The sequence below is a fragment of the Modestobacter altitudinis genome (genome assembly GCF_005930475.1).
Taxonomy (GTDB): Bacteria; Actinomycetota; Actinomycetes; order Mycobacteriales; family Geodermatophilaceae; genus Modestobacter; species Modestobacter altitudinis.
The window spans coordinates 1-22226 of record NZ_SJEW01000025.1 but is presented as its reverse complement, the minus strand read 5'-3'; the positions used below and the strand labels follow the sequence as shown (position 1 = coordinate 22226).

The 22226-nt window shown below is 74.6% G+C and carries 22 protein-coding genes and 1 pseudogene; 11 read left to right on the top strand and 12 right to left on the bottom strand.

The features are described 5' to 3' along the window. Positions 1 to 135: 135 nt before the first annotated feature. The 3 genes and pseudogenes from FHL79_RS25785 to FHL79_RS26145 form a co-directional block, all read right to left on the bottom strand. Complete coding sequence (locus FHL79_RS25785; RefSeq protein ID WP_246080658.1) at positions 136 to 624, bottom strand: hypothetical protein; 489 nt, start codon at positions 622 to 624, stop codon at positions 136 to 138. A gap of 241 nt (positions 625 to 865) precedes the next feature. Beyond that, the gene (locus tag FHL79_RS26590) at positions 866 to 934 is read right to left on the bottom strand and encodes a hypothetical protein (RefSeq protein WP_439331127.1); all 69 of its coding nucleotides are present in this window, start codon (positions 932 to 934) and stop codon (positions 866 to 868) included. A gap of 200 nt (positions 935 to 1134) precedes the next feature. Further along, positions 1135 to 1194: pseudogene (locus tag FHL79_RS26145) on the bottom strand (hypothetical protein); the annotation flags it as partial. A gap of 207 nt (positions 1195 to 1401) precedes the next feature. Here FHL79_RS26145 and FHL79_RS11405 point away from each other — a divergent pair. Next, on the top strand, positions 1402 to 1551 hold the full coding sequence (locus FHL79_RS11405; RefSeq protein WP_138758752.1) for a helix-turn-helix domain-containing protein: 150 nt from the start codon (positions 1402 to 1404) through the stop codon (positions 1549 to 1551). A gap of 234 nt (positions 1552 to 1785) precedes the next feature. Then, positions 1786 to 2892, top strand: coding sequence for a tyrosine-type recombinase/integrase (locus FHL79_RS11400; protein ID WP_138758722.1), 1107 nt, complete (start codon positions 1786 to 1788; stop codon positions 2890 to 2892). A gap of 21 nt (positions 2893 to 2913) precedes the next feature. Here the strand turns inward: FHL79_RS11400 and FHL79_RS11395 are convergent, their stop codons facing one another. Together FHL79_RS11395 and FHL79_RS11390 are read right to left on the bottom strand one after the other, a co-directional pair. Then, positions 2914 to 3228, bottom strand: a complete 315-nt coding sequence (locus FHL79_RS11395) for a hypothetical protein (protein ID WP_246080656.1) — start codon at positions 3226 to 3228, stop codon at positions 2914 to 2916. A gap of 116 nt (positions 3229 to 3344) precedes the next feature. Continuing rightward, positions 3345 to 5495, bottom strand: coding sequence for an MMPL family transporter (locus FHL79_RS11390; RefSeq protein ID WP_138758721.1), 2151 nt, complete (start codon positions 5493 to 5495; stop codon positions 3345 to 3347). 173 nt (positions 5496 to 5668) lie between these two features. Between FHL79_RS11390 and FHL79_RS11385 the strand changes: the two genes are divergently transcribed. Together FHL79_RS11385 and FHL79_RS11380 are read left to right on the top strand one after the other, a co-directional pair. After that, entirely contained in the window at positions 5669 to 6832 is a 1164-nt protein-coding gene (locus tag FHL79_RS11385; protein WP_138758720.1) for a sensor histidine kinase, read from the top strand. Beyond that, positions 6829 to 7494: a response regulator gene (locus FHL79_RS11380; protein WP_138758719.1), complete on the top strand. Its 666-nt coding sequence runs from the start codon at positions 6829 to 6831 to the stop codon at positions 7492 to 7494. The genes FHL79_RS11385 and FHL79_RS11380 overlap by 4 nt, the downstream gene beginning before the upstream one ends. A 258-nt stretch (positions 7495 to 7752) precedes the next feature. Here FHL79_RS11380 and FHL79_RS11375 read toward each other — a convergent pair whose 3' ends face one another. Beyond that, positions 7753 to 8331, bottom strand: a complete 579-nt coding sequence (locus tag FHL79_RS11375) for a hypothetical protein (RefSeq protein ID WP_138758718.1) — start codon at positions 8329 to 8331, stop codon at positions 7753 to 7755. Beyond that, positions 8328 to 9602 (bottom strand): hypothetical protein, encoded by a 1275-nt coding sequence (locus FHL79_RS11370; protein ID WP_138758717.1) that lies wholly within the window; start codon positions 9600 to 9602, stop codon positions 8328 to 8330. The genes FHL79_RS11375 and FHL79_RS11370 overlap by 4 nt, the downstream gene beginning before the upstream one ends. A gap of 331 nt (positions 9603 to 9933) precedes the next feature. Between FHL79_RS11370 and FHL79_RS11365 the strand changes: the two genes are divergently transcribed. Further along, positions 9934 to 10512, top strand: coding sequence for a carboxymuconolactone decarboxylase family protein (locus FHL79_RS11365; RefSeq protein WP_138758716.1), 579 nt, complete (start codon positions 9934 to 9936; stop codon positions 10510 to 10512). A gap of 54 nt (positions 10513 to 10566) precedes the next feature. Here FHL79_RS11365 and FHL79_RS11360 read toward each other — a convergent pair whose 3' ends face one another. Beyond that, the gene (locus tag FHL79_RS11360; protein WP_138758715.1) at positions 10567 to 11016 is read right to left on the bottom strand and encodes a hypothetical protein; all 450 of its coding nucleotides are present in this window, start codon (positions 11014 to 11016) and stop codon (positions 10567 to 10569) included. 115 nt (positions 11017 to 11131) lie between these two features. Between FHL79_RS11360 and FHL79_RS11355 the strand changes: the two genes are divergently transcribed. Next, complete coding sequence (locus FHL79_RS11355) at positions 11132 to 11842, top strand: Clp protease N-terminal domain-containing protein (RefSeq protein ID WP_138758714.1); 711 nt, start codon at positions 11132 to 11134, stop codon at positions 11840 to 11842. Between the two features lie 6 nt (positions 11843 to 11848). On the opposite strand, the gene FHL79_RS11350 is transcribed toward FHL79_RS11355, so the two are convergent. Together FHL79_RS11350 and FHL79_RS11345 are read right to left on the bottom strand one after the other, a co-directional pair. Further along, entirely contained in the window at positions 11849 to 13387 is a 1539-nt protein-coding gene (locus tag FHL79_RS11350) for an esterase/lipase family protein (protein ID WP_138758713.1), read from the bottom strand. Positions 13388 to 13524: 137 nt separating this feature from the next. Further along, the gene (locus tag FHL79_RS11345; protein WP_138758712.1) at positions 13525 to 15066 is read right to left on the bottom strand and encodes an acetolactate synthase large subunit; all 1542 of its coding nucleotides are present in this window, start codon (positions 15064 to 15066) and stop codon (positions 13525 to 13527) included. An 86-nt stretch (positions 15067 to 15152) separates the two neighbouring features. Here FHL79_RS11345 and FHL79_RS11340 point away from each other — a divergent pair, with 86 nt between their 5' ends. Together FHL79_RS11340 and FHL79_RS11335 are read left to right on the top strand one after the other, a co-directional pair. Then, a complete protein-coding gene (locus FHL79_RS11340; protein ID WP_138758711.1) occupies positions 15153 to 15536 on the top strand; it encodes a hypothetical protein in 384 nt (127 codons plus the stop codon). Between the two features lies 1 nt (position 15537). Next, a complete protein-coding gene (locus FHL79_RS11335) occupies positions 15538 to 16251 on the top strand; it encodes a DNA alkylation repair protein (protein ID WP_138758710.1) in 714 nt (237 codons plus the stop codon). Between the two features lie 9 nt (positions 16252 to 16260). Here the strand turns inward: FHL79_RS11335 and FHL79_RS11330 are convergent, their stop codons facing one another. After that, positions 16261 to 17199 (bottom strand): quinone oxidoreductase family protein, encoded by a 939-nt coding sequence (locus tag FHL79_RS11330; RefSeq protein WP_138758709.1) that lies wholly within the window; start codon positions 17197 to 17199, stop codon positions 16261 to 16263. 138 nt (positions 17200 to 17337) lie between these two features. On the opposite strand from FHL79_RS11330, the gene FHL79_RS11325 reads away from it, so the two are divergent. After that, on the top strand, positions 17338 to 18603 hold the full coding sequence (locus FHL79_RS11325) for a bifunctional glycosyltransferase family 2/GtrA family protein (protein ID WP_138758708.1): 1266 nt from the start codon (positions 17338 to 17340) through the stop codon (positions 18601 to 18603). After that, entirely contained in the window at positions 18600 to 20666 is a 2067-nt protein-coding gene (locus FHL79_RS11320; RefSeq protein WP_138758707.1) for an ArnT family glycosyltransferase, read from the top strand. The genes FHL79_RS11325 and FHL79_RS11320 overlap by 4 nt, the downstream gene beginning before the upstream one ends. A gap of 114 nt (positions 20667 to 20780) precedes the next feature. Here FHL79_RS11320 and FHL79_RS11315 read toward each other — a convergent pair whose 3' ends face one another. Next, positions 20781 to 21296 (bottom strand): hypothetical protein, encoded by a 516-nt coding sequence (locus tag FHL79_RS11315; RefSeq protein ID WP_138758706.1) that lies wholly within the window; start codon positions 21294 to 21296, stop codon positions 20781 to 20783. Between the two features lie 170 nt (positions 21297 to 21466). On the opposite strand from FHL79_RS11315, the gene FHL79_RS11310 reads away from it, so the two are divergent. Further along, positions 21467 to 22168: a hypothetical protein gene (locus FHL79_RS11310; RefSeq protein WP_138758705.1), complete on the top strand. Its 702-nt coding sequence runs from the start codon at positions 21467 to 21469 to the stop codon at positions 22166 to 22168. Positions 22169 to 22226: the final 58 nt, after the last annotated feature.

Below are 22226 nucleotides of genomic sequence, written 5' to 3'. Positions count from 1 at the left end.
CCGCGAGACGTCTGTCAGCGATCTGTTGACAAACGAGACGCGGCGTCACCGGCAGGACCAAGCGATCAGGTGACCTGGAGTGCCCCGCGGAGGATCGACGTCCGGCGCTGTTGGCCCGGGAGCTCCGGCGGCCGGTCACGATGGCGTCTGCACGACCTCGTCGGCCACGAACCGCGCTCCGTTCCAGCGGAAGGTCATCTGCCCGTGGTGGGCCGGGCAGCATAGGGGGTCCTCGCCGGCTACCGTCGGGCCGGCGATCGTCACCCTCCCGCCGTCGGTGGTCACCGTCGCCCTCTGGAACCAGAGGTTCTCTCGGAGGCGCCCGAGCAGCTTGCTGCCGTCGGGGGTGAACACCACCACCACGTCCGGGCTGCCCCCGGTCGGCCAGGGGCAGGCGAGCTGCACGACTACCTCGGGCGTGCCGTCCCCCGTCAGCTCCGCCGTCTGGACGTGGACATGCGCGGCGTCCCAGTCCTGCGCACCGACGCCGAGTGCCAGCCACTCCGATCGCGACATGCACCCGGCGGCCGGGTAGGCGACGGCCTTACAGTCCACAGACGCCGGGGCTACCGACGCCGGGGCTATCGACGCCGGGGCTATCGACGCCGGGGCTACCGACGCCACCGCGGCCCGGGTAGGAGTGCCGGTACCCGGACCGGCGCAGGCCGCGAGCAGTGCGCAGCCGGTGAGACAAGACGCGGCCAACCGGTATGCATGCATGGTCCAGGGGCATCCCCCTCGACGCCCAGGAGAACGAGCTTAGGCCGCCGGAGGCCCCGCCGACAGGGTCCGGACGACCGTGCGGCGGCGGCGCCGCCGGGGAGGCGGAATCAGGAGCCCAGGAGCAAGCGCCCAGAGCTCCCCTTCAGTTGCCGGCAGCCCGAAATTGCTTGACCACGTCGCTCTTGGTGCGGCCGCGCGGAGAAACGTCGATGCCCTGACTCTTGGCCCAAGCTCGGACGGCCGCGGGGTCGATCGAGTCTGTGGTCGCGTGGCGAACAGCAGCCCGCGCCTTGCTCGTCGAGCCGGACTTACGACCCGGCGAGACATACTTCGACAGGGCGTCGCAGAATTCAGCGGCTTTGTCCGAACGTCGATCTCGTAGCTTTTGCCGTCGAGACCGAAGCTGACAGTAGTGTCGGCGGAGGTCTCGCCGTCCAGGTCGTCGATGAGGACGGAGGTCTTGGTAGCCATAACGGTGATCATCCGCGTATTTGCTGTCGTTGCCGGACGCGGTACTGGAAAGCGGACGCCGGAGGACAACTAGAGAACTTCTGCAGGATCTGGCGCTCCGCTGTCAGCACGGGCTTCATTTTGGCGCCTTCTGAGGTGACGGGGCCCAGCCCACCCGACCACACCGAAGTCAGCCATGCCCGACGGCAACCCCGCCACGATCGAGAGCTGTTCACCATCGCCGAAGCCGCCGAAGCCGCCGAACTCCTCCGCGCTCCTGTCGCCACCCTCCGGTACTGGCGCCACCTGGGCACCGGCCCGCGCAGCTTCCGCCTCGGCCGCCGCGTCCTCTACCGCCGCGACGACCTGCACGCCTGAGCCGATCACCAGCGCGCCGCAGCGGCAGCCGGCCGCTGACCAACGGGTGGAGCCCGCAGTCAGCAGGGTGTAAGGATGGGCGGCTCCACTCGCAAGTTCGCGGAAGCCGGATGCCAACGCGGAGTCGGCTGACCCTTCCGCGAGACGGCACCGTTGGGGTCAGTGGGGAGTCGAGACTGCGACGGTCGAAGGTCCGGCTCGAGGAGACGGAGACGGAGACGGAGGCGGTCAGCGGTGGCGTCGATCGCAAGGAGGCCGGACGGCACGTACCGCCCCCGGTACCGGGACGAGAACGGCAAGGAACACGCCCGCCACTTCAAACGAAAGACCGACGCGCAGCGGTGGCTGGACGAAGTGACGGCTTCGGTGGTCACCGGCAGCTACGTCGATCCGCAGGCCGGCCGCGCGACCTTCGACGCCTATTACCGGACTTGGTCGGAACGGCAGGTGTGGGCGCCGATGACTGAGGTGCAGATAGACCTGGTCCGGCGGAAGGTGACATTCGGCGCGGTGCCGATGGCGGCCCTTCGCGCTTCGCACCTGGAGACGTGGGTCAAGGCGATGGTGTCGGACGGCTACGCGCCGAACACAGTGGCCACACGGGTCAATGCCGTACGGGCTGCCCTCAAGTCCGCGGTGCGGGATCGGGTCATCGCGATTGACCCCTCCGCAGGGCTCCGACTTCCTGCTCGACGACGCGCCGAGCACGCAATGGAGATCCCGACACCCGACCAGGTCCGAGCGCTGATCGATCGCTCTCGCCCCAACATGCAGGCCTACTTGGGTGTCTGCGCCTTCGCCGGCCTTCGTTTAGGCGAAGCCTCTGCAGTGAACCTGGAGGATGTCGACTTCCTCGGGCGCCGACTGCAGGTACGCCGACAGGTCCAACGCCGGCGGGGTGGTCCTGCCGAACTCCGGCAGCCGAAGTACGGATCCGAGCGAACGATCTACCTGCCGAATCGGCTCGTCGAGATGCTCGCCCGACACATTGAAGGAACTGGAACGGCGGCCGAGGGCTGGCTGTTCTACACCGCCGACGGGCGTCCCATCCCGCCCAGCACCGTCAACTCGTGGTGGCAGTCCACCACCAAGGCCGCGGAGACGCCAGCCTTGCATCTGCACGGGCTCCGACACTTCTACGCCTCCGGCCTGATCGCCGCCGGCTGCGACGTCGTGACTGTGCAGCGGGCGCTGGGGCACCGGTCGCCGTCAACGACGCTGGACACCTACTCCCACCTGTGGCCCTCGGCCGAGGACCGCACCCGGGCGGGCGCCGCCAGCCTCACGGATCTCGTCTTCACTGCAGCTGCGGACTCAGTGCGGACCCAGGACCAAAACTGAACTTCTGAGCTGCACGTTCACCTAATCCGGCTCGTTGACCCAGATCTCCTCGACCTCCGGGTCGTCGAGCCAGCGCTGCAGCGGCCCGTAGCCGGCGACCCGGTCCAGGACGTCCCGGGCCACGCCGTCCGGGTCGCCGGTCGGCGGCAGCGCCGAGGACAGCGACCGTTCCGAGTAGTCGGCGACCACGTCCCGGACGAGGAGGCGCACCGGCCCCGGGTCGGTGAACGGGTCCAGCCCCCGACGGCGGATCAGCTCCCGCACTTCGCCGTCGACGAGGTCGACGACGGAGCTCACAGCCGGCACGACACCCCCGTTGAACAGCCACTTGGTCACGTTGAGTGCGGTGACTGGAAGGGAACGGAACCGTCTCCTGCCGGGCCCCTGTGGACAGACTGTGACGAAGGACGGCCACGTTCACCCGATCAGGTGAACGCCTGACCGGGATGCGGTCACCGAGTGCCGGCAGGGACGACATCCTCCCGGGCGCGGTCCTCGACCGGTGTCTCCACCGTGAGGTGCGGTAGGGCCCGGTCCAGCCGGCGCGGCAGCCACCAGTTCGCCCGGCCGAGCAGCTCCATCGCCGCCGGCACCAGCACCAGCCGGACCAGCGTGGCGTCGATCAGCACCGCGACGGCGAGTCCGAAGCCGAACAGCTGCAGCTCCCGGGTCGAGCCGAACACGAAGCTGCCGAAGACGCACACCATGATCGCTGCCGCCGCGGTGATCACCCGCGCCGTCCGGGCCAGGCCGAGGGTCACCGCGCTGGCGTTGTCCCCGCTCCGGTCGTACTCCTCGCGGATCCGCGACAGCAGGAAGACCTCGTAGTCCATCGAGAGCCCGAACACGATCGCGATCAGCATCATCGGCACCCAGGCCTCCACCGGCGCCTCCCCCTCCACGCCGAGCAGGTCCGCCCCCCAGCCCCACTGGAAGACCGCGACCACCGCGCCGAACGCCGCGGCCAGCGACAGCAGGTTCACCACCACCGCCTTGAGCGCGACCAGCAACCCGCGGAAGACCAGCACGAGCAGCAGGAACGACAGCCCGAGCACCACGGTGAGGAAGACCGGCAGCCGCTCGGCGGTGTAGTCGGCGAAGTCGATCGCGGCCGGCTGGGCACCGCCTATCGCCACCTCGGCCTCCCCTGCAGCCGCCGGGACGACGTCGTCGCGCAGCCGGTGCACCAGGTCGGTGGTGGCCTCCTCGCGCGGGGCCGACGACGGCAGCACCTGCAGCAGCGCCGTCCCGCCGTCGGCGGACACGACCGGCGGGCCGACCGAGGCGACGCCGGGGTCGGCACCGATCCCGCCGGCCAGGTCGGCCGCGACCGCCCCGGCGTCCGGAGCGGAGACGGCGACGACCATCGGCCCGTTGACGCCCGGCCCGAAGCCCTCGCCGAGCAGGTCGTAGGCCCGGCGGGCGGTGCTGTCGGTGCTGAGCGTGCCGGCGTCGCTGAAACCGAGCCGCAGGTCCAGCACCGGGACGGCGAGGAGCACCAGCGCGGTCAGCGAGCCCACCGCCCAGACCGCCGGCCGGCGCTGCACCGCCCGCGCCCAGCGCGCCGCGGTCGACCCCTCGTCGGCGCCGCGCCGGCTCCGGACCCGGCCCAGCCGCGGGCCGGCGAACCCCAGCAGCGCCGGCAGCAGGGTGACCGCGGCCAGCATGGTGACCAGCACCGCGACGGCGATCCCGATGGCGACTCCGGTGATCAGCGCCAGGCCCATGAACACCAGCCCCAGCGAGGCGATCACCACGGTCGTGCCGGCGAAGAGCACCGAGCGGCCGGCGGTGCGCTGGGCCAGCACGACCGCCTCGACGACCGGCAGCCCGCCGCGCAGCGCCTCGCGGTACCGGGTCACCTGCAACAGCGAGTAGTCGATGCCGACGCCGATGGCGATCATCCCGGCGGCGGCGCCGGCGAAGCTCGGCACGTCGATGACGTGTGCGGCCAGCTCGATCGCGGCGATGCCGCAGAACGCGCCGAGCACGCCGACCACCAGCGGCAGGGCCATCGCCAGCAGCGAGCCGAACGCCACGAACAGGATCAGCGCCGCGGCGATCACGCCGATCACCTCGGCGGGCGGCCCGCCGGTGGCCTCCTCGTCGAGCACCAGACCGCCGACCTCCACCTGCAGCCCGGGGACGTCGACGTCCTCGCGCAGCGCGCCCATCGTGTCGCTGACCTCGGTGAGCTCCTCGACGGTGCGCTGCGGGAGGTCGACCTGCAGGTAGCCGATGGTGCCGTCGGACGAGACCTGCTGAGCGCCGCCCGGGTCGAACGGGGAGACGACCTCGGCGCCGGGCACCTGGTCGGTGATGTCGGCCGCCAGCTCGGCGGCCGCCGCGCGGACCGCCGGGTCGTCGAGACCGTCGGTCCGGTGCAGCACCACCTGGGCCTGGTAGCCCGAGCGGGCCTGGAAGCCGGCGTCGGCGAGCAGGTCCGCGGCGCGGGTGCTCTCCGAGCCGGGCAGCGTGAAGTCGTCGCTGGTGGGGCCGGCGAAGGCACCGGCGAGGACGGAGAGCCCGACGACGGCGACCAGCCACAGCGCGACGACGAGCCGTCGCGACCGGACGCACCAGCGGGCGAGGGAGTCGAGCACGGGGAGCTCCTGACGGCAGGCGGGGTGAGACCCGCCGAACGCTAGGAACGACCGGCCCGGACGTCGTCCGCCCGGGAACCCGCTCCGGCTGCGGATCTGGACGTACGCGGTGCCGGCGGGATACGTCGCAGCGCGGACGCGCAGCCGCCGCGGGGTCCCCTAGCCTCCCGGGCATGACCTGGCGCCCGGGGCGTGTCGACGTCGTGCTGGTGCTCGCCTCGGTGCTGCCGGCCTGGGCCGCGCTGGCCGGCCACCTCGAGCCGGAGGCGCGGTCCAACGACGCGCTGGGGTTCGCCCTGGTGGCGGTGATCGGGCTGCCGATGCTCGTCGCCCGTCGGGCGCCGGTGCCGGCGCTCTACGCCAGCATCGCCCTGCTCTACGGCTTCTACTGGACCGGCTACTCCGCGGTCGGCCTGATCCTCCCGCTGGCGCCGGCGTTCTTCGTCGTCGCGCAGGCCGGGCGGCTGCGACTGGGCGCGGTGGTGGGTGGCGCCGGCCTGGCCCTGTCCGTGGTGTTCCGGCTGATGAGCGACGGGGAGAACGAGAAGGCCGGGCTCATCCTGGGCTACGACGGCGCGATCTCGCTGGCGCTGCTGGCCGCGGTGCTCGCCCTCGGCGACGCGGTCCGCTCCCGCCGCGGCTGGCAGGCCGAGCTCGACCAGCGGCTGCTGCTGGCCGCGCACGAGCGGGAGGCCGAGGCGCAGCGCCGGGTCGCCGACGAGCGGCTGCGGATCGCCCGCGACGTGCACGACCTGCTGGGCCACGCGGTCGCGGTCGTCACACTGCACGCCGCGGTCGCCGCCGAGTCGCTAGACGACGACCCGGAGGCCGCCCGCCGGTCGCTGCACACCATCCGCGCGGTCAGCCGGGACGTGCTGCACGACCTCGGCGACACCGTGGGCCTGCTGCGCGGGGACGCCGCTCCCGTCGAGCCGGCGGCCGGCCTCACCGACGTCGCCGACCTGGTCGCGGCCACCGCGTCCACCGGGCTGGACGTCTCCCTCGAGGTCCGCGGTGAGCCACGGCCGCTGCCGGCCGCCGTCGAGGCGACCGTGCACCGGCTGGTGCAGGAGTCGCTGACCAACGTGCTCCGGCACGCGTGCGCCCGCTCCGCGACCGTGACCCTGGACCACCGGCCGGGCGAGATCACCGTCTCGGTGACCGACGACGGCACCGGCACGGCCGGCCCGGATGCCGAGGGCCACGGGCTGCAGGGCATGCGCGAGCGGGTGGCGCTGCTGGGTGGCCGGCTGTCGGCGGGCAACCGGGACGGCGGCGGCTTCGCGGTCACCGCCGTGGTGCCGCTGGCCACCGACCGGGTGGCGGCGCCGGCGTGATCCGGGTGCTCGTCGTCGACGACCAGCCGCTGGTGCGGGCCGGCATCCGGGCGGTGCTCGAGCGGGCCGAGGACGTCGAGGTGGTCGGCGAGGCGGGGGACGGACGTGCCGCGCTGGACCGGCTGCGGGTGGCGCGGGACGTCGACGTCGTGCTGATGGACCTGCGGATGCCGGTGCTGGACGGCATCGAGGCGACCCGGCGGATCGGGGCCGACCCGGCCCTGGAGGCGGTGTCGGTGGTCGCGCTGACCACCTTCGACGACGAGGACCTGGTGCTCGGCGCGCTGCAGGCCGGGGCGAGCGGCTTCCTGCTCAAGGACGCCGAGCCCGACGAGCTCCGCCGCGGGGTGCGGGCGGCGGCAGCCGGCGAGGCGGTGCTGTCCCCCGCGGTGACCCGGGGCGTGGTGCGGGCCGCCGTGACGGCCGTCAACGCCCGGGCGCCGGTGGGGTCGGCGGCGCTGCAGCCGCTGACCGCCCGGGAGCGCGAGGTGCTGGCCGCGGTCGGCGACGGCCTGTCCAACGAGGAGATCGCCCAGGAACTGGGGATGAGCCCCGCGACCGCGCGCACCCACGTGGGGCGGGTGCTGGGCAAGCTCGGTGCCCGGGATCGCGCGCAGCTCGCCGCCCTGGCCTGGCGCACCGGGCTGCTCCCCCGCCGGTGATCCTCGCGGCGAGGTGGCGACCGGGTGCGCCGACCCGCGCAGTGCGGAGCTCGTGTCTCGAGAGCCACGTCACCGACAGCTCGAGCACGACCTCCCAGGCGTCCCGCGACGAGTTCAGCACTGGCTCCCGGCACGTGATCGGGGGCCTCGACGGCAGGGTGACCGACCTGAACCAGCCCGCCAGCCCCTTCCGCGACGTGGACACGCGGCTCGCGAGGGGGCTCGGCCGTGAGCCTCCGCACCACCGATGACGAACGGTCAGTCGGTGCGGACGACCAGCGCCGCGGCGAGCCGGTCCGCCTGCTCGACCAGCGCCTCGCCGAGAGGCAGGGCACGCCACTCGGCGGAGATCCGCAGCAGCGCGTCGTCCACGCCCGGCACCTCCAGCACGTGCACGACGCTCTCCACCACCGATCCCTCCGGACCGTCGGTCCGCACGGCGTGCTGACGCACGGCCGGCCCGGCCTGCAGCAGCGGGCGCCCGACCTCCGGGGCATCCAGGTACCGGGCCTCGGGGCGGGCCAACGTCTCGGCGACCTGGTCCAGCGAGGGCAGGTCGCCCGCAGTGCCGAAGACCAGCTCGATCGAGCAGACGGCCACCACCGGCCCGAGCGGCTCCGGCAGGAAGACCCAGGCGAACTCCACCCCGGCCTCCAGCTGGGTGCGCCCGTGCAGGAAGACGCTCTCCGCCGCCGACCGGACGGCGTCCTCCTCCGCTCCCGGGCCGGCCAGCTCCCGTACCAGGCCGATCGACCACTCGTGCAGCTCGTCGGCGTCCTCGGGGACGGCGTACCACCCCGGGTCCGCCTCCAGCTCGAGTTCCAGCACGTCGGTCATGCCGACACCTCCCGGTCGAGCCAACGGCGGGCGACGAGCCGCACCAGGTGCTGCCCCAGTGCGAGGAGCAGGGTGCCGCCCAGGACCCAGCGGGTCCAGGCCGGCGGCTGGTCGGCGACGCCGTAGAGCAGCAGCAGCGCCGACATCGCCGCGGTCTGCCAGACGGCGGCCTGACCCGGCAGCCCGTGCGGCCAGGTGAGGTTCTGCACCCAGCCGCGGGCCGGCGAGGAGAACAGCTTCCGCGCCGCCGCCTCCTCCGCCGCTGACCGGCGTGCCGGTGCGGCCCGGCGCTCGAGCGCCAGGCCGGCGGCCGCGCAGGTCCGCTCCAGCGCGTCGGCACCACCGTCGCCGCCGCACCACAGGCTCCAGGGCAGGGTCGCCCGCGGCGTCCCGTCCTCGGTGCGCAGCTCCAGCGCCGCGGTGTCGGTCCCCTCCCGGACGACGGAGGCGGTGGTCACCGCCAACGCGCCCTCCCGGGGCAGCCGGCGCTCGCGCCCCATGCCGTCGACCACGACCACGGCGTCCGGTTCGACGCGCACCCGGGCTGTCCGGCGGAACCGGCGGGTCGCCGGTGCCGACGGATGTGGCCGCAGCACTGGCTGGCTCCCGTCGGAGATCCGGTCCCGGGCGAGTGCGCCCGCCCACATGCCCACGGCGACCAGGGTGCTCAACAGCAGGGCCAGCGAGCCGAGCGGCCACAGGAGGTCGGGCACGTCGGTGACGATGGCCCAGAGCAAGGTGACGGTGGCCAGCACCACCGCGACCGACCGCAGCACCGTGTAGGCCACCGGCACCCGGCGGAACGGCAGGAGCGACGGCACCCGGGTGTCCAGCACCGCAGCCAGCTCCGACGGCGGCACCGGGCGCAGCGGCAGGCCGGCCTGCTGCAGCACCTCGACCACGCTCGAGCGGTCCAGCGCCTCCTTGGGCCGGGACAGCTCCTCGGCCTCCGGCACCCACTCCCGCAGGTCCAGCCGGGCCACCCGGGCCCCGCCCGGCCCGACCAGGTCGACGGCACCCAGCGAGGTGGGGGCCAGCTCGAGCAGCTTCGGGCCGCCCAGGTGCTCGGCCTGCTCGACGTCCTGCCCGGGTCCGACGGTGAAGCTGCGCAGCTCGCGCCCCGCCCGGGTCAGCGTCAGCCGGCCCGCGGAGCCCTCGAGCCGGAGGCCGCGCAGCGCGGCTCGGTTCGGCAGCCCGACGGTGCCGACCCGGACCGCCGCCGGTCGGCCGGTCATCCGGTCTGCGTCGGAGGACGGGACGGGCACGGTCATCGCGGCGGGGTCACGGTCGCCGCCGTCGCCCGCACCGTCCTCGCGTGATCGTGAGTCATCGATCTCCTCTCCATGTGACCCGGTGCTGGAGCAGCGACGCCGCGACACCGGCCGGACACAGCCGATCGGCACACCGGTGGCAATCGGACCAGCTCGCATCCGTCGGCGAACGACCCACGCAGGGTAGGCGGACGATGTCGTTTCGTGCACGCCCGACACCGTGCGCGATCGGGTGCTCCCGCGACGCCCCCGCCGGCGGCGCCGCCCACGGGATGTCACACCTGAGGGTCGGCGGGCGTCTTGATGCAGGACACCCACCCGAGGAGGAGTCATGGCCAGCACCACGAGGATCCCCAAGGCCGAGCTGACCGGCGTCTACGGCGCCATCGTGAAGCGGATGTCGCGCCGGATGTTCGGCGAGGTGGCCGAGCCGGTGGAGGTCGCCTGGCACAACCGCCAGATCGTCGACTTCAGCTTCACCATCGGCCGCAAGTCGAAGAAGTGGGACCGCTGCGACGCCGACCTGAAGTCCTTCGCGCACATGGCGGTGGCCAGTCTGGTCGGCTGCAGCTGGTGCCTGGACCTCGGCTACTTCCTGGCCGCCAACGAGGGGCTGGACCTGACCAAGGCCCGGGAGGTGCCGCGCTGGCGGGAGTCGGACGTGTTCACGCCGCTGGAGCGGGACGCACTGGAGTACGCCGAGGCGATGAGCCAGACGCCGCCGACGGTGACCGACGAGCTGTCCGCCCGGCTGCTCGACCAGCTCGGGGCGGCGGCACTGGTGGAGCTGACCGCGTACATCGCGCTGGCCAACTTCTACACCCGCAGCAACACCGCACTGGGCATCGAGTCGCAGGGCTTCGCCGCGGCCTGCCAGCTGCAGCCGCTGGCAGAGCCCACGGCACGGTGACCGACGCGCCGACGGGCCGCCTCCCCGGAGGGAGACGGCCCGTCGGCGCGGCTGTCAGGCGCGGGTGGCGCCGCCGCCGTTCGACCCGCGCTGGATGTCCTCGCGGCGGATCTGCTGGGTGACGTCGGCGGCCTGCGCGCCCCCGACGTGACCGCCGCCGTGCGTCAGCCCCGGGGCGAGCTTCTCGGCCTTGGCCTTCAGCTGCTCGGCCGCCGACCGCTCCTGCTGGGCGTGCTGGGAGCGCTCCCGGGCCTCGCGCTCCGCCTCGGCGGCGCGCAGCTCGACCTCCGCCCGCTCCCGGCGGGCCCGGGCAGCCTGCTCGTCGGCGAGCGCCTGCTCCTTCTCCGCCTTCGCGCCACGGAGCTCGGCCTCACGCAGGTGCTCACGGGCCTGGGCCGCCTTGCGCGCCTTGCCGGCCCGGCTGCGCTTGGCCGCCGCCATGGCGATCAGCGCCAGCACGATCAGCACGGCGATGACGATGACCACGATCAGCCAGGTCTCCACGGGGGTCCTCCTCGGTCTGGGAACCTCGGAGATGCCCCGGATTGATCATCGGGAAACGCCCTCTTCCGTCAACCTGGGGTTGACGACGGGGGATCGTCAACCTAGCGTTGACGGCATGACCGATCCGGTGCAGATGCCGCCCACCGTCCGCCTCGACGACCTCATCTCCGCCATCCAGAAGGTGCACGACCAGCCGCTGGACCAGCTGACCGACGCGGTCCTGGCCGCCGACCACCTGGGCGAGGTGGCCGACCACCTGATCGGCCACTTCGTCGACCAGGCCCGCCGCTCCGGCGCCTCCTGGACCGACATCGGCCGCAGCATGGGCGTCACCAAGCAGGCCGCGCAGAAGCGCTTCGTGCCCAGGGACCTGCCGCTGGACCCCGAGCAGGGCTTCACCCGGTTCACCGTCCGGGCGCGGGCCGTGGTCGTCGCCGCGCAGGAGGAGGCCCGCACCGCGGGCAACAGCGAGATCACCACGGCACACCTCGTGCTGGGGCTGCTGACCCAGCCCGACGCCCTGGCCGCGAAGGCGCTGACCGACCAGGGGCTCGACCTGGACGCCGTCCGGCAGACGGTCACCGCCGCCCTGCCCACTCGGACCGACGCCCTCCCGGCGCTCATCCCGTTCGACGCGAGCGCCAAGAAGGCGATCGAGCTGACCTTCCGCGAAGCGCTCCGGCTGGGCCACAACTACATCGGCACCGAGCACCTGCTGCTCGCCCTGCTCGAGCTCGAGGACGGCGCCGGCGTGCTCACCGGCCTCGGCGTCGACAAGGCGCGGGTCGAGCAGGACGTGCTGGCCGCCCTGGCCGCGCTCGGCTGACCGCGGTCAGCCCCGCGCGGTCACGGTGAGCCGGACCCGAGCCCGCTGGCCCAGGACAGGCCGCGCGGTCGCCGGCAGCGGCACCTCGGTGCACCACACGCCGGTGCTCTCGTCGGCGTCGCCCATCGGCGGGCCGGCGGGCTCCCAGTCCCGGATCGCGCCGGGGATCACCGAGTTCCAGGTCGCCCACGCCCGCGGGCACGGCAGCCCTGGTTCGATGTCCACGACCAGGGTGTCGTCGACGTCGGCGGTCTGCTCGAGGTGGTCCCCGAACCGGCAGCAGCCGTGCTCCTCCCGCAGCGAGATCAGCCGCAGCCGGAGCGCGTGCCGCAGCCGGGCCGGCGCACCTGGGGTCCGGCCGGCCGGCGCCTGCCCGGAGAGCAGGAACGTGGTGACCAGCGGGACCGGGTTGCTGTCGTCGTCGGCGGCGTCGGGCCACTCGAGCTGGACCGGGCACTGGTGCGCCGTCGTCTGCTCGTGCACGACGACCGGCAGCCCGCGGATCGCCAGCTGCGTCTCCAGCTGCCAGACGATGTCGTCGCCGGGGTCGGGCCGGGTCAGCCCGCGCAGCTCGACGGACACCTGCAGGTCGCCGAACAGGAACCGGCGCAGGTTCTGGTAGCCCTCCTCGGAGTTGACCAGCCCGTACCGGCCGCTGTGGCTGCGGTGCACGAACGCGCGGTGGGCGCCGGGCACGTAGGCGTGGTCGATCTGCACCAGCCCGTCGCTGCGCGCGCCGACCGCTCGCGACGACAGCCCGCCGGCGGCGGCGTAGTCCGCCGGGTCGGTGCCGACCAGGCAGAACACCCGGTCCCGCGGGAACCCGTCCGCGGGCATGGTCGCCGGGTCCCAGCCCGCGGGTGGTCCGCCGTCCCGCCGGTCCGCCGGGGTCAGGTACTCCCACATCCGGTCCGGGCCGAAGACGGCCCCGCCGCCGATGTCGAAGAAGTCGCGCAGCTCCTCCACCAGGCCGAAGCCGACCGCGAACTCGATGCCCCCGTGCGGCGTGCCGTAGGTGAACAGCCGGTCGACGACGTCTGCGGCGCCGTCGGGCCGGCCGGTCGCCTCCGGCACCACCCGCTGGATCATCGAGCGGCAGATCAGCCCGCCCATCGAGTGCGCCACCAGGTGCACGCGCGAGGCTCCGGTCTTGGCCCGCACCAGACGCACCAGGGCGTACAGGTCCTCCGCCGCCCGCTCCAGCGTGAACGCCTCCGGCCGCTGGCCGAAGGTCGATGCCGCCCGGTCGTAGAAGCGGTGCACCCAGATCGTCCGCGGCGGTACCGACCCGTCGTCCTGGGCCTCCAGGAACGCGCGTTGACCGCCCTGCACGAGCGGCCGGTAGACCTCCCCGGGCTCCTCGTCGTCGTCGAGCATCAACCGCAGCAGCGGGCTCTCGAACTGGTGGAACTGCGGCTGCGCGTCCCCGCCCACCCGGACGTGCACCGAGCCCTCGTTGAACCCGTAGAAGGGGTCGTCCACCGCCCGGTCGATCCCGCGAGTGTCCCCGGCGAAACCGCGCACGTAGATGATCGGCAGCCTCATCGCTGCGTCCCCTCGTCGGCCCGTACCGGTCATCAGCCCATCGCCGGGGCCGGCCGTCAACGGCCTCCGGCGCGGCACGGCGGGGTGCCCCGCCGCCCGGCTGCGTGCGGACGACGGGGTGTGACCGACCGTGCGCGCTACCGCTGGAGGACGGCGTCGATGAGGTGCGGCCCGGGCTCGGCGAGCGCGGCGCGGAACTGCTCGGCGAGCTCCTCGGCGGTCGTGGCCCGGGTGGCGGGCACGCCCATCCCGGTGGCCAGCGCGACGAAGTCCAGCGCCGGCCCGCCGAGGTCCAGCAGCTTCGCGGCCCGCTCTCCCCCGCTCGCGGCACCGACGTTCTCCAGCTCGGCGGCGAGGATGGCGTAGGCGCCGTTGTCGCAGATGACGGTGGTGACGTCGAGCTGCTCGCGGGCCTGGGTCCACAGCGCCTGGATCGTGTACATGGCGCTGCCGTCGGCCTGCAGCGCGACCACCGGCCGGTCGGGGACGGCCACCGCGGCGCCGGTCGCCACCGGCAGGCCCTGGCCGATGGCGCCGCCGGTCAGCGTCAACCAGTCGTGCGCCGGCGCCCCGACGGTGGCCCCGGGCAGGAAGTACCCGCTGGTCACCGCCTCGTCGACGACGACGGCCCGCTCGGGCAGCAGCGCCCCGACCACCTCGGCGAGGGCCTTGACGTCCAGCCGGCCGGTGGGCAGCTCCGGGCGCCGGACCTCGGCGACCTGCGGCGTCGCGTCGGGAGCGGCCCGGTCGGCCAACGCGAGCAGCGCGCTGACGACGTCCTCCGCGGGCGTGGCCAGCACGTGCACGGTGCAGCCCTCGGGCACCAGCCGACCGCCCGTGCCCGGGTAGCCGAAGAAGGCGACCGGCTCGACCGCGCCGGCCAGCACCAGGTGCTCGACACCGTCCAACTGCTTGCGGGCGCCGTCGGGCGGATAGGGCAGCTTGAGGACGTCGGGGAGCCCGGCGCCGCGCCGCATCCGGGCCGGGAAGGTCTCCGCGAGCAGCCGGGTGCCGGTGCCGGCGGCCACCTCCGCCGCCGCCCTCAGCCCCGCTTCCTGCAGCGCCGACCCGCCGAGGAAGAGGACGGTCGAGGGACCGAGCACGTCGGCCAGCCCCTCGATCTCGACGTCCGGCACCCGGGGTGCCGCCCGCGCGCCCCGGACCGGTCCGAGGGCCGCGCCCTCGCTCCACGACACGTCGGCCGGCAGCACCAGGGTGGCCACCCGGCCGGGCCACCCGCGCGCGGCGGTGATCGCGTCGGTGGTGTCGGCGCCGACGTCCCCGGTCGTCAGCGACCGGCGCACCCAGCCCGACACCGTGCCGGCGACCGCGTCGATGTCGGACTCCAGCGGGGCGTCCAGGCGCTTGTGACCCAGCGCGTGGTCGCCGACCACGTTGACCAGCGGGACGCGGGCACGGCGGGCGTTGTGCAGGTTCGCCAGCCCGTTGCCCAGCCCCGGCCCCAGGTGCAGCAGGGTGGCCGCCGGCCGGCCGGTCATCCGCGCCCAGCCGTCGGCCGCGCCGGTCGCGACCCCCTCGAACAGGGTCAGCACCGCCCGCATCTCCGGTACGTCGTCCAGCGCGGCGACGAAGTGCATCTCCGAGGTGCCGGGGTTGGCGAAGCACACCTCCACCCCGCCGGCCACCAGGGTGCGGAGAACTGCCTGCGCGCCGTTCACGTCGCCTCCCGGTGCCGGCCGCACGCCCGTGAGCGGCCCCGTCCGAGCAGCCTCGCACGGGCCGTGGCGGCTGGCAGGATCAGGCCATGGCCACGACCGGGACGACGTCCCTGAAGCCGCCTCCCGTCTGGTCCGCGCTGATCGGGCTCACCTCGCTCGGGGTCCTGCTGCAGGCGCTGTGGGCCGGGTTGTTCCTGCGCCCCGACGCCGACGGCAGCACCTGGTACTCGGTGCACCAGCACGGCGCCGAGGCGACCGTGACCCTGGCCGCGATCGCCACCGTGGCCGCCGTCGTCTGGCTCCGGCACCGCCGCGACCTGCTGATCGGGACGGTGATGCTGCTGGTCCTGCTGGTGGTCGAGTACGTCCTCGGCCGTGCCGGCGGCGGCAGCGTCGTGGTGCACGTGCCGCTGGCGGTGCTGCTGATGGGGCTGGCCGTCTGGCTGCCGATGGCCGCCCGGCGCCGCTGAGGTGGAGGCGCTCGTCGCGGCCGTGCGTGCCGCGCTGCGGTCGGTCGCCGACCCCGAGCGGGCCCGCGGGATGCAGGCCTACCTGAAGACGGCGGAGCCCTGCCTGGGCGTGCGGCTGCCCGAGGTGCGCCGGCTGACCCGGGCGGCGGCGACCGCGGACCCGCCGGTGACCGCGGCGGACGTCGGGCGGGCGGCGGGCGCGCTGTGGCGGGGAGCGGCGTACCGCGAGGAGCGCTACGCGGCGATCGCGCTCACCGGGCTGCCGGTCGCCCGCGGCGCCCTGGAGCTGCTCCCGCTGTACGAGGAGATGATCACCAGCGGGGCGTGGTGGGACCTCGTCGACGGCGTCGCCGGCCGGGTCCGCGACCTGCTGCTCGCCTCCCCGGCCCAGCTGGCACCGGTGCTGCGCGACTGGGCGCGGTCGGAGGACCGGTGGCTGCGGCGCAGCGCCGTCATCGCCCAGCTGGGCGCGAAGGACCGCACCGACCGGGCGCTGCTGGCCGAGGTGATCGAGGTCAACGCCGCCGACCCGGAGTTCTTCGTCCGCAAGGCGATCGGCTGGGCGCTGCGCGACCTGGCCAAGACCGACCCGGCGTGGGTGCGCGGCTTCCTCGCCGGGCACGAGCTGAGTCCGCTGTCACGGCGAGAAGCCGCCAAGCACCTCCGGGGGGACTCCCTTCCCCCCACCCCTCGCACGCTCGGGGCGGGCCGCTGACGGGGGCAGTCAGAAGAGCAGCACCAAGCGGCCGCGGACGCCGCCGGCCTCCAGCCGGCGGTGCGCCTCCGCGCCGTCGGCGGCCGCGAAGGTCTGGGCCACCCGCAGCGTCAGCTCGCCCTGCTCCACGTGTGCGCGCAGCCGGTCCAGCGCCTCGGCCTGCTCCGCGTACTCGCGCGCCAGCACCGGGAAGACCCGCAGGTCCCGCTGCCCGTCGCCGCGGTAGCCGCGGACGGTGGTGACCGCGCCGCCGTCCTTCACCGCCGGCAGCACGACGGCGTCCTGCACCGACCCGTCGGCCAGGCCGTCCACGCCGTCCGGGAACTGCTCGCGGATCCGTGCCGCGACGTCGTCCCCGCGCCGGACGACGACGTCGGCGCCCAGCTCGCGCACCAGGTCCTCGTCGGCCTCCGCGGCGTCGGCGACCACGGTGAGCCCCTCGGTCTTCGCCAGCTGGACGACGTACCCGCCGAACGCGCCGGCGGCACCGGTCACCGCGAGGACGTGGCCCGGTTGCAGCGCCATCTTGTCCAGCGCCAGCCGCGCGGTCAGCCCGTTCATCGGCAGCGTCGAGGCAGCCGCGTCGCTCACGCCGGCCGGCATCCGGGCGATCGAGCGCGCCGGCAGCACGATGTCCTCCCGGTAGCCGCCGTGCGCGCCGGAGGGGAGGACGATGCCCATCACGTGCGCGCCGACCTCCAGGTCGGTCGGCGCACCCTCGGCGACCTCGGCCAGCACCCCGGCGACGTCCATGCCCGGGACGTAGGGGAACTCCTTCACCGGGTCGCGCCCGGCGTAGGTGCCGTTGCGCGCATAGGTGTCGGTCGGGTTCACCGTCGCCGCCGTCACCCGGACCCGGACCTGACCCGCGCCCAGCGGCTCGGCCGGGACGTCGACCAGGTGCAGGGCCTCGGGCCCGCCGAACTCCGTCACTCCGACTGCTCTCATGACCAGCCGCTACCCCCGCCGCGCCGTCGGGCACACCCGGCCCTCGGGTGGGCGGAGCCACATCGCGCGCGCACCGCTCACAGGCGACACGTAGCCGGAGCAGGGAAGCCCACCAGCCGCGGACCCGACGGTCGTGCCATGCCCCCGCCAGACCCGAGCAGCCTCCGCACGCCGGTCGTCGACGTCGTCGTCCCCGTCCACGACGAGGAGACCGACCTCGAGCCCTGCCTGCGCCGGCTGCACGCGCACCTGTCCAGCCAGCTGCCCTACCCGTTCCGGATCACCGTCGCGGAGAACGCCAGCACCGACGGCACAGTCGCGGTCGCTCGTCGGGTCGCCGCCGAGCTGCCCGGCATCGAGGTGCTGGTGCTGCCCGAGGCCGGCCGTGGCCGGGCGCTGCGCACCGCGTGGCTGGCCTCGCCGGCGCCGGTCCTGGTCTACATGGACGTCGACCTGTCCACCGACCTCGCCGCCCTGCTGCCGCTGGTCGCCCCGCTGATCAGCGGCCACTCCGACCTCGCGATCGGCACCCGGCTGGCACCGTCGTCGCGGGTGGTGCGCGGCACGAAGCGCGAGGTCATCTCCCGCGGCTACAACCTGCTGCTGCGCGGGGCGCTGGCCACCCGGCTGTCGGACGCGCAGTGCGGGTTCAAGGCGATCCGCGCCGACGTCGCCGCGGAGCTGCTGCCGCTGGTCGAGGACACCGGCTGGTTCTTCGACACCGAGCTGCTCGTGCTCGCCGAACGCAGCGGGCTGCGGGTCCACGAGGTCCCCGTGGACTGGGTGGACGACCCGGACAGCCGGGTGGACATCGTGGCGACCGCCCGGGCCGACCTGGCCGGCATCGCCCGGATGCTGCGCGCCCTGGCCACCGGCCGGCTGCCGGTCGCCGAGCTCCGCGCCTCACTGGGCCGCGGGCCGTTGGCCGACCCGGTACCCGGGGTCCCGGCCGGGCTGGCCGGGCAGCTGGTCCGCTTCGCCACCATCGGCGTGCTGTCCACGCTGGCCTACCTGCTGCTGTTCGTGGCGTTGCGGGGCGTGCTCGCGGCGCAGCCGGCGAACCTGGTCGCGCTGGGGGTGACCGCGGTCGCGAACACGGCGGCCAACCGGCGGGTCACCTTCGGCATCCGCGGCGGCCCCGGCGCCGGGCGCGCCCAGCTGCAGGGGCTGGTGGTCCTCGGCCTCGGCCTGGCGCTGACCAGCGGCACCCTCGCCGTCCTGCACGCCGCCACCGCCACGCCGGCCCGCAGCACCGAGGTCGGGGCGCTGGTCGTCGCCAACGCGCTGGCCACCCTGCTCCGCTTCGTCCTCCTCCGCGGCTGGGTCTTCCGCCCCGCGCGCCGCACGAGCCCGTCCTCCCCCGTCCCCGACCCCGCCGTCCCGGCGATGGAGACCGTCCGATGAGCACCGTCCTCGACTCCCCCAGCCAGCCCTCGGGACCCGCACCGGAGCCGACACCACCTCGCGCGCGGACGTCGCGCGCCCGCCGGTTCGTCCAGCGCTCACTGCGCGGCCGGGACGACGACCCGGCCTGGGTGCGCCCGTCGCTGCTCGGGCTGCTGGCCGCCACCGGCCTGCTGTACCTGTGGGACCTGGCCGCCTCCGGCTGGGCCAACGCCTTCTACGCGGCGGCCGTGCAGGCCGGTTCGCAGAGCTGGGAGGCCTTCTTCTACGGCTCCTCCGACGCGGGCAACTCGATCACCGTCGACAAGCCCCCGGCGTCGCTGTGGGTCATGGAGATCGCCGTCCGGCTGTTCGGGCTGAACTCCTGGTCGCTGCTCGTGCCGCAGGCGCTGATGGGCGTCGCCACCGTCGGGGTGCTGTACCTGTCGGTGCGCCGCGTCGCCGGTCCCGGATCCGGTCTGCTGGCCGGCGCGGCGATGGCGCTGACCCCGGTCGCGGTGCTGATGTTCCGCTTCGACAACCCCGACGCGCTGCTGGTGCTGCTGATGAGCCTGGCCGCCTACGCCACGGTCCGGGCGGTGGAGCGGGCCAGCCTGCGCTGGATGGTCGGCGTCGGCGTGCTGATCGGCGTCGCGTTCCTCACCAAGACGCTGCAGGCGGTGCTGGTCGTCCCCGGCTCAGCCCTGGTCTACCTGGTCGCCGCGCCCACCACGCTGGGCAAGCGGGTCCTGCACGTGCTCGCCGCGGGCGGGGCGCTGGTGGTCTCGGCCGGCTGGTGGGTGGCGGTCGTCGAGCTGGTGCCCGCCTCCTGGCGGCCCTACATCGGCGGCTCGCAGACCAACTCGGTGTGGGAGCTGATCTGGGGCTACAACGGCCTGGGCCGGCTGACCGGCGACGAGACCGGCAGCGTCGGTGGCGGCGGGGCCGGCGGCGCCTGGGGCTCGACCGGGATCGCAAGGCTCTTCGGCGCCGAGGTCGGCGGTCAGGTCGCCTGGCTGCTGCCGGCTGCGCTGGTGCTGCTCGCCGCCGGGCTGGTCGCCGTCGGCCGTGCCCCGCGCACCGACCTGCGGCGGGCGGCGCTGCTGGCCTGGGGCAGCTGGCTGCTGGTCACCGGGCTGACCTTCAGCTTCATGGCCGGCATCTTCCACGCGTACTACACGGTGGCGCTGGCCCCGGCGATCGCGGCCCTGGTCGGCATCGGCGGCGGGCTGCTCTGGCAGCGCCGCGGCCGGGCGTGGGCGCGCATCGTGCTGGCGCTGACCCTGGCCGGCACCGCGGTGTGGTCGTTCGTGCTGCTGGACCGGTCGGCGGACTTCCTGCCCTGGCTGCGCTGGCTCGTCCTGGGTGCCGGCCTGCTCGCCGGGCTCGGCCTGCTGGTCGCCGACCGGGTGGGCCGGGCCGTGACCGCGACGGTGCTCGCGGTCGGCGTCCTCGCCGCCCTCGGCGGCCCGGCCGCCTACGCGGTGCAGACGGCGGGGACGGCGCACACCGGGTCCATCCCCTCGGCCGGCCCGACGGTCAGCGGGGGCACCGGCTTCGGCGGCGGCCCCGGTGGACCCGGCGGCGGGACCCCACCCGCGGGCGCCGGAGCCGGCCAGCCCGGCGGAGCTCCCGGCCAGCTGGGCACGCCACCGGCCGGCACGGGCGGCACCACCACCGGCCGGCCCACCGGCGGCGGTGGTGCGGGCGGCATGGGCGGCCTGCTCGACGCCGCCGACGCCAGTGCGGAGGTGGTCGCCGTGCTCGAGGAGGACGCCGACTCCTACACCTGGGTGGCCGCCGCCGTCGGGTCCAACAACGCCGCGGGGTACCAACTGGCGACCGGCGACCCGGTGATGGCCCTCGGTGGCTTCAACGGCAGCGACCCCTCGCCCACCCTCGCGCAGTTCCAGGAGCTCGTCGCCGCCGGTGAGGTCCACTGGTTCATCGGCGGCGGCCTGGGGATGAGCAGCGACGGCGGCAGCAGCGTGTCGGCGGAGATCGCGGCCTGGGTGGCGGAGAGCTACACCGCGCAGACCGTCGACGGCGTCACGCTGTACGACCTGAGCGGCGCAGCCGGCTGAGGTCCGCGGGCAGTCGGGCTCTGCTCCAGATGTGGAGCAGGACCCGACCGTCCCAGACCCTGCTCGGCGGTGCTCGAGCTCTGCCCTCACCGGGGGCAGAGCTCGAGCCTCCGCTCACCTGCTCGGTGGGGCGGGGACCCAGTCGGCGAAGAGCCGGCCGAGGCTCCGGTCCGGCGAGCGGTAGACGACCGGCTTCCCCCGCCGCAGCGCGACCGTGACGACCTCCTCGTGGCCGCCACGCTGCACGGCCACCGCCCGCACCTGGTCCAGGGCGATCCGGGTGGCCCCGGCGACGGCGGCGTGCTCGGCGGACGAGCCGAAGACCGGAGGCCTCGCGGCGGCCCGCCGCCGGGCCGCCCCGAGCCCGGCGACCGCGAGGGTGCCCAGGCTCGCGGCGAGCAGCACCCACGGCAGCCAGGTCAGCTCCGGCAACAGGAAGCCGATCCCCACCGCGGCGGCGAACAACACCACGACCGCCGCGGTCCAGGCCAGGAACACGCGCAGCCGCCGCCGGGTGTCCGCCGCCGTCGGGACGTCCACCGGCGCCGTGCACCACCCGTCGTCGTAGGCGGTGAGCAGCCACCACCGGTCTGCGCCGTCCCGCACCGGGACCCATCCGCGACTGCTCACCGGTCGAGCGCGTCCTGCTCCACCTGCACCGCGGTCCGGGCCGGTCGGGTCATCGCTCCTCCTCGGGACGCCGGTGTCCCGGGCACCGGTGAGTATGGACGACCTGCCGGTGCCGCCCGGGGGCCCGCTCCAGTCCCGAGCGCACAGCGCCGACGGTTACCGTCGCTGGGGTGTGGTCCCGCGGCGTCCTCTTCGGCACGGGGGCGGCCGCCGTCCTGACCCTGGCCGGCTGCACCGGCGGCGCCTCGACCGGGATCGCCGCGACCGCCACCGCCACCGCCTCGGCCGAGCCGCCGGCGGCCTCGGCCGTGGCCGCTGCTGAGGCGGCTGCCGACCCGGCGCTCGCCGGCTCCCCGGCCGACGCGGCCCTGGCGCTGGCACTGCGCGCCGACGACCTGCCGGCCGGCTGGTCGGTGCAGGCCAACCCGCTGTCGCAGGGCGCCGCGCTGGTCGACAACCCGAGCCTCGCCGGCATCTGCGGCGGCACCTTCACCTCCGAGGTGCACCGGACGACCAAGCACCCGGTGGTCGGGCTGGACGGCAGCCGCACGCCGCAGGTCTCGGCCGAGGCGATCGCCTACGACTCCCCCGCGGCCGCGGCCACCGCCGTCCAGGAGCTGGTGCAGGCCTTCGGCGGCTGCCCGCCCGACGAGTACACCTTCGAGCCAGGGCCACCCGCCGACGGCCTGGCCGAGGACAGCGTCGTCTTCCAGTACCGGCTCTCCGACGGGAGCACGCAGGTCGTCGTCGCGCAGGCCCGCGGTCAGGTGCTGTCGGTGCTCATCGGCGAGGACCCGGGCACCACCGCGGCCGCCGCCCGGTCGATCGCCGTCCGGATGGCGGCCCTGCCTGCCGCGGCCATCGGCGGCTGACCCGCACACTCAGCCGGTGAGCCAGGACGACCTGTACCGCGGTGACCCACCGCCCGCC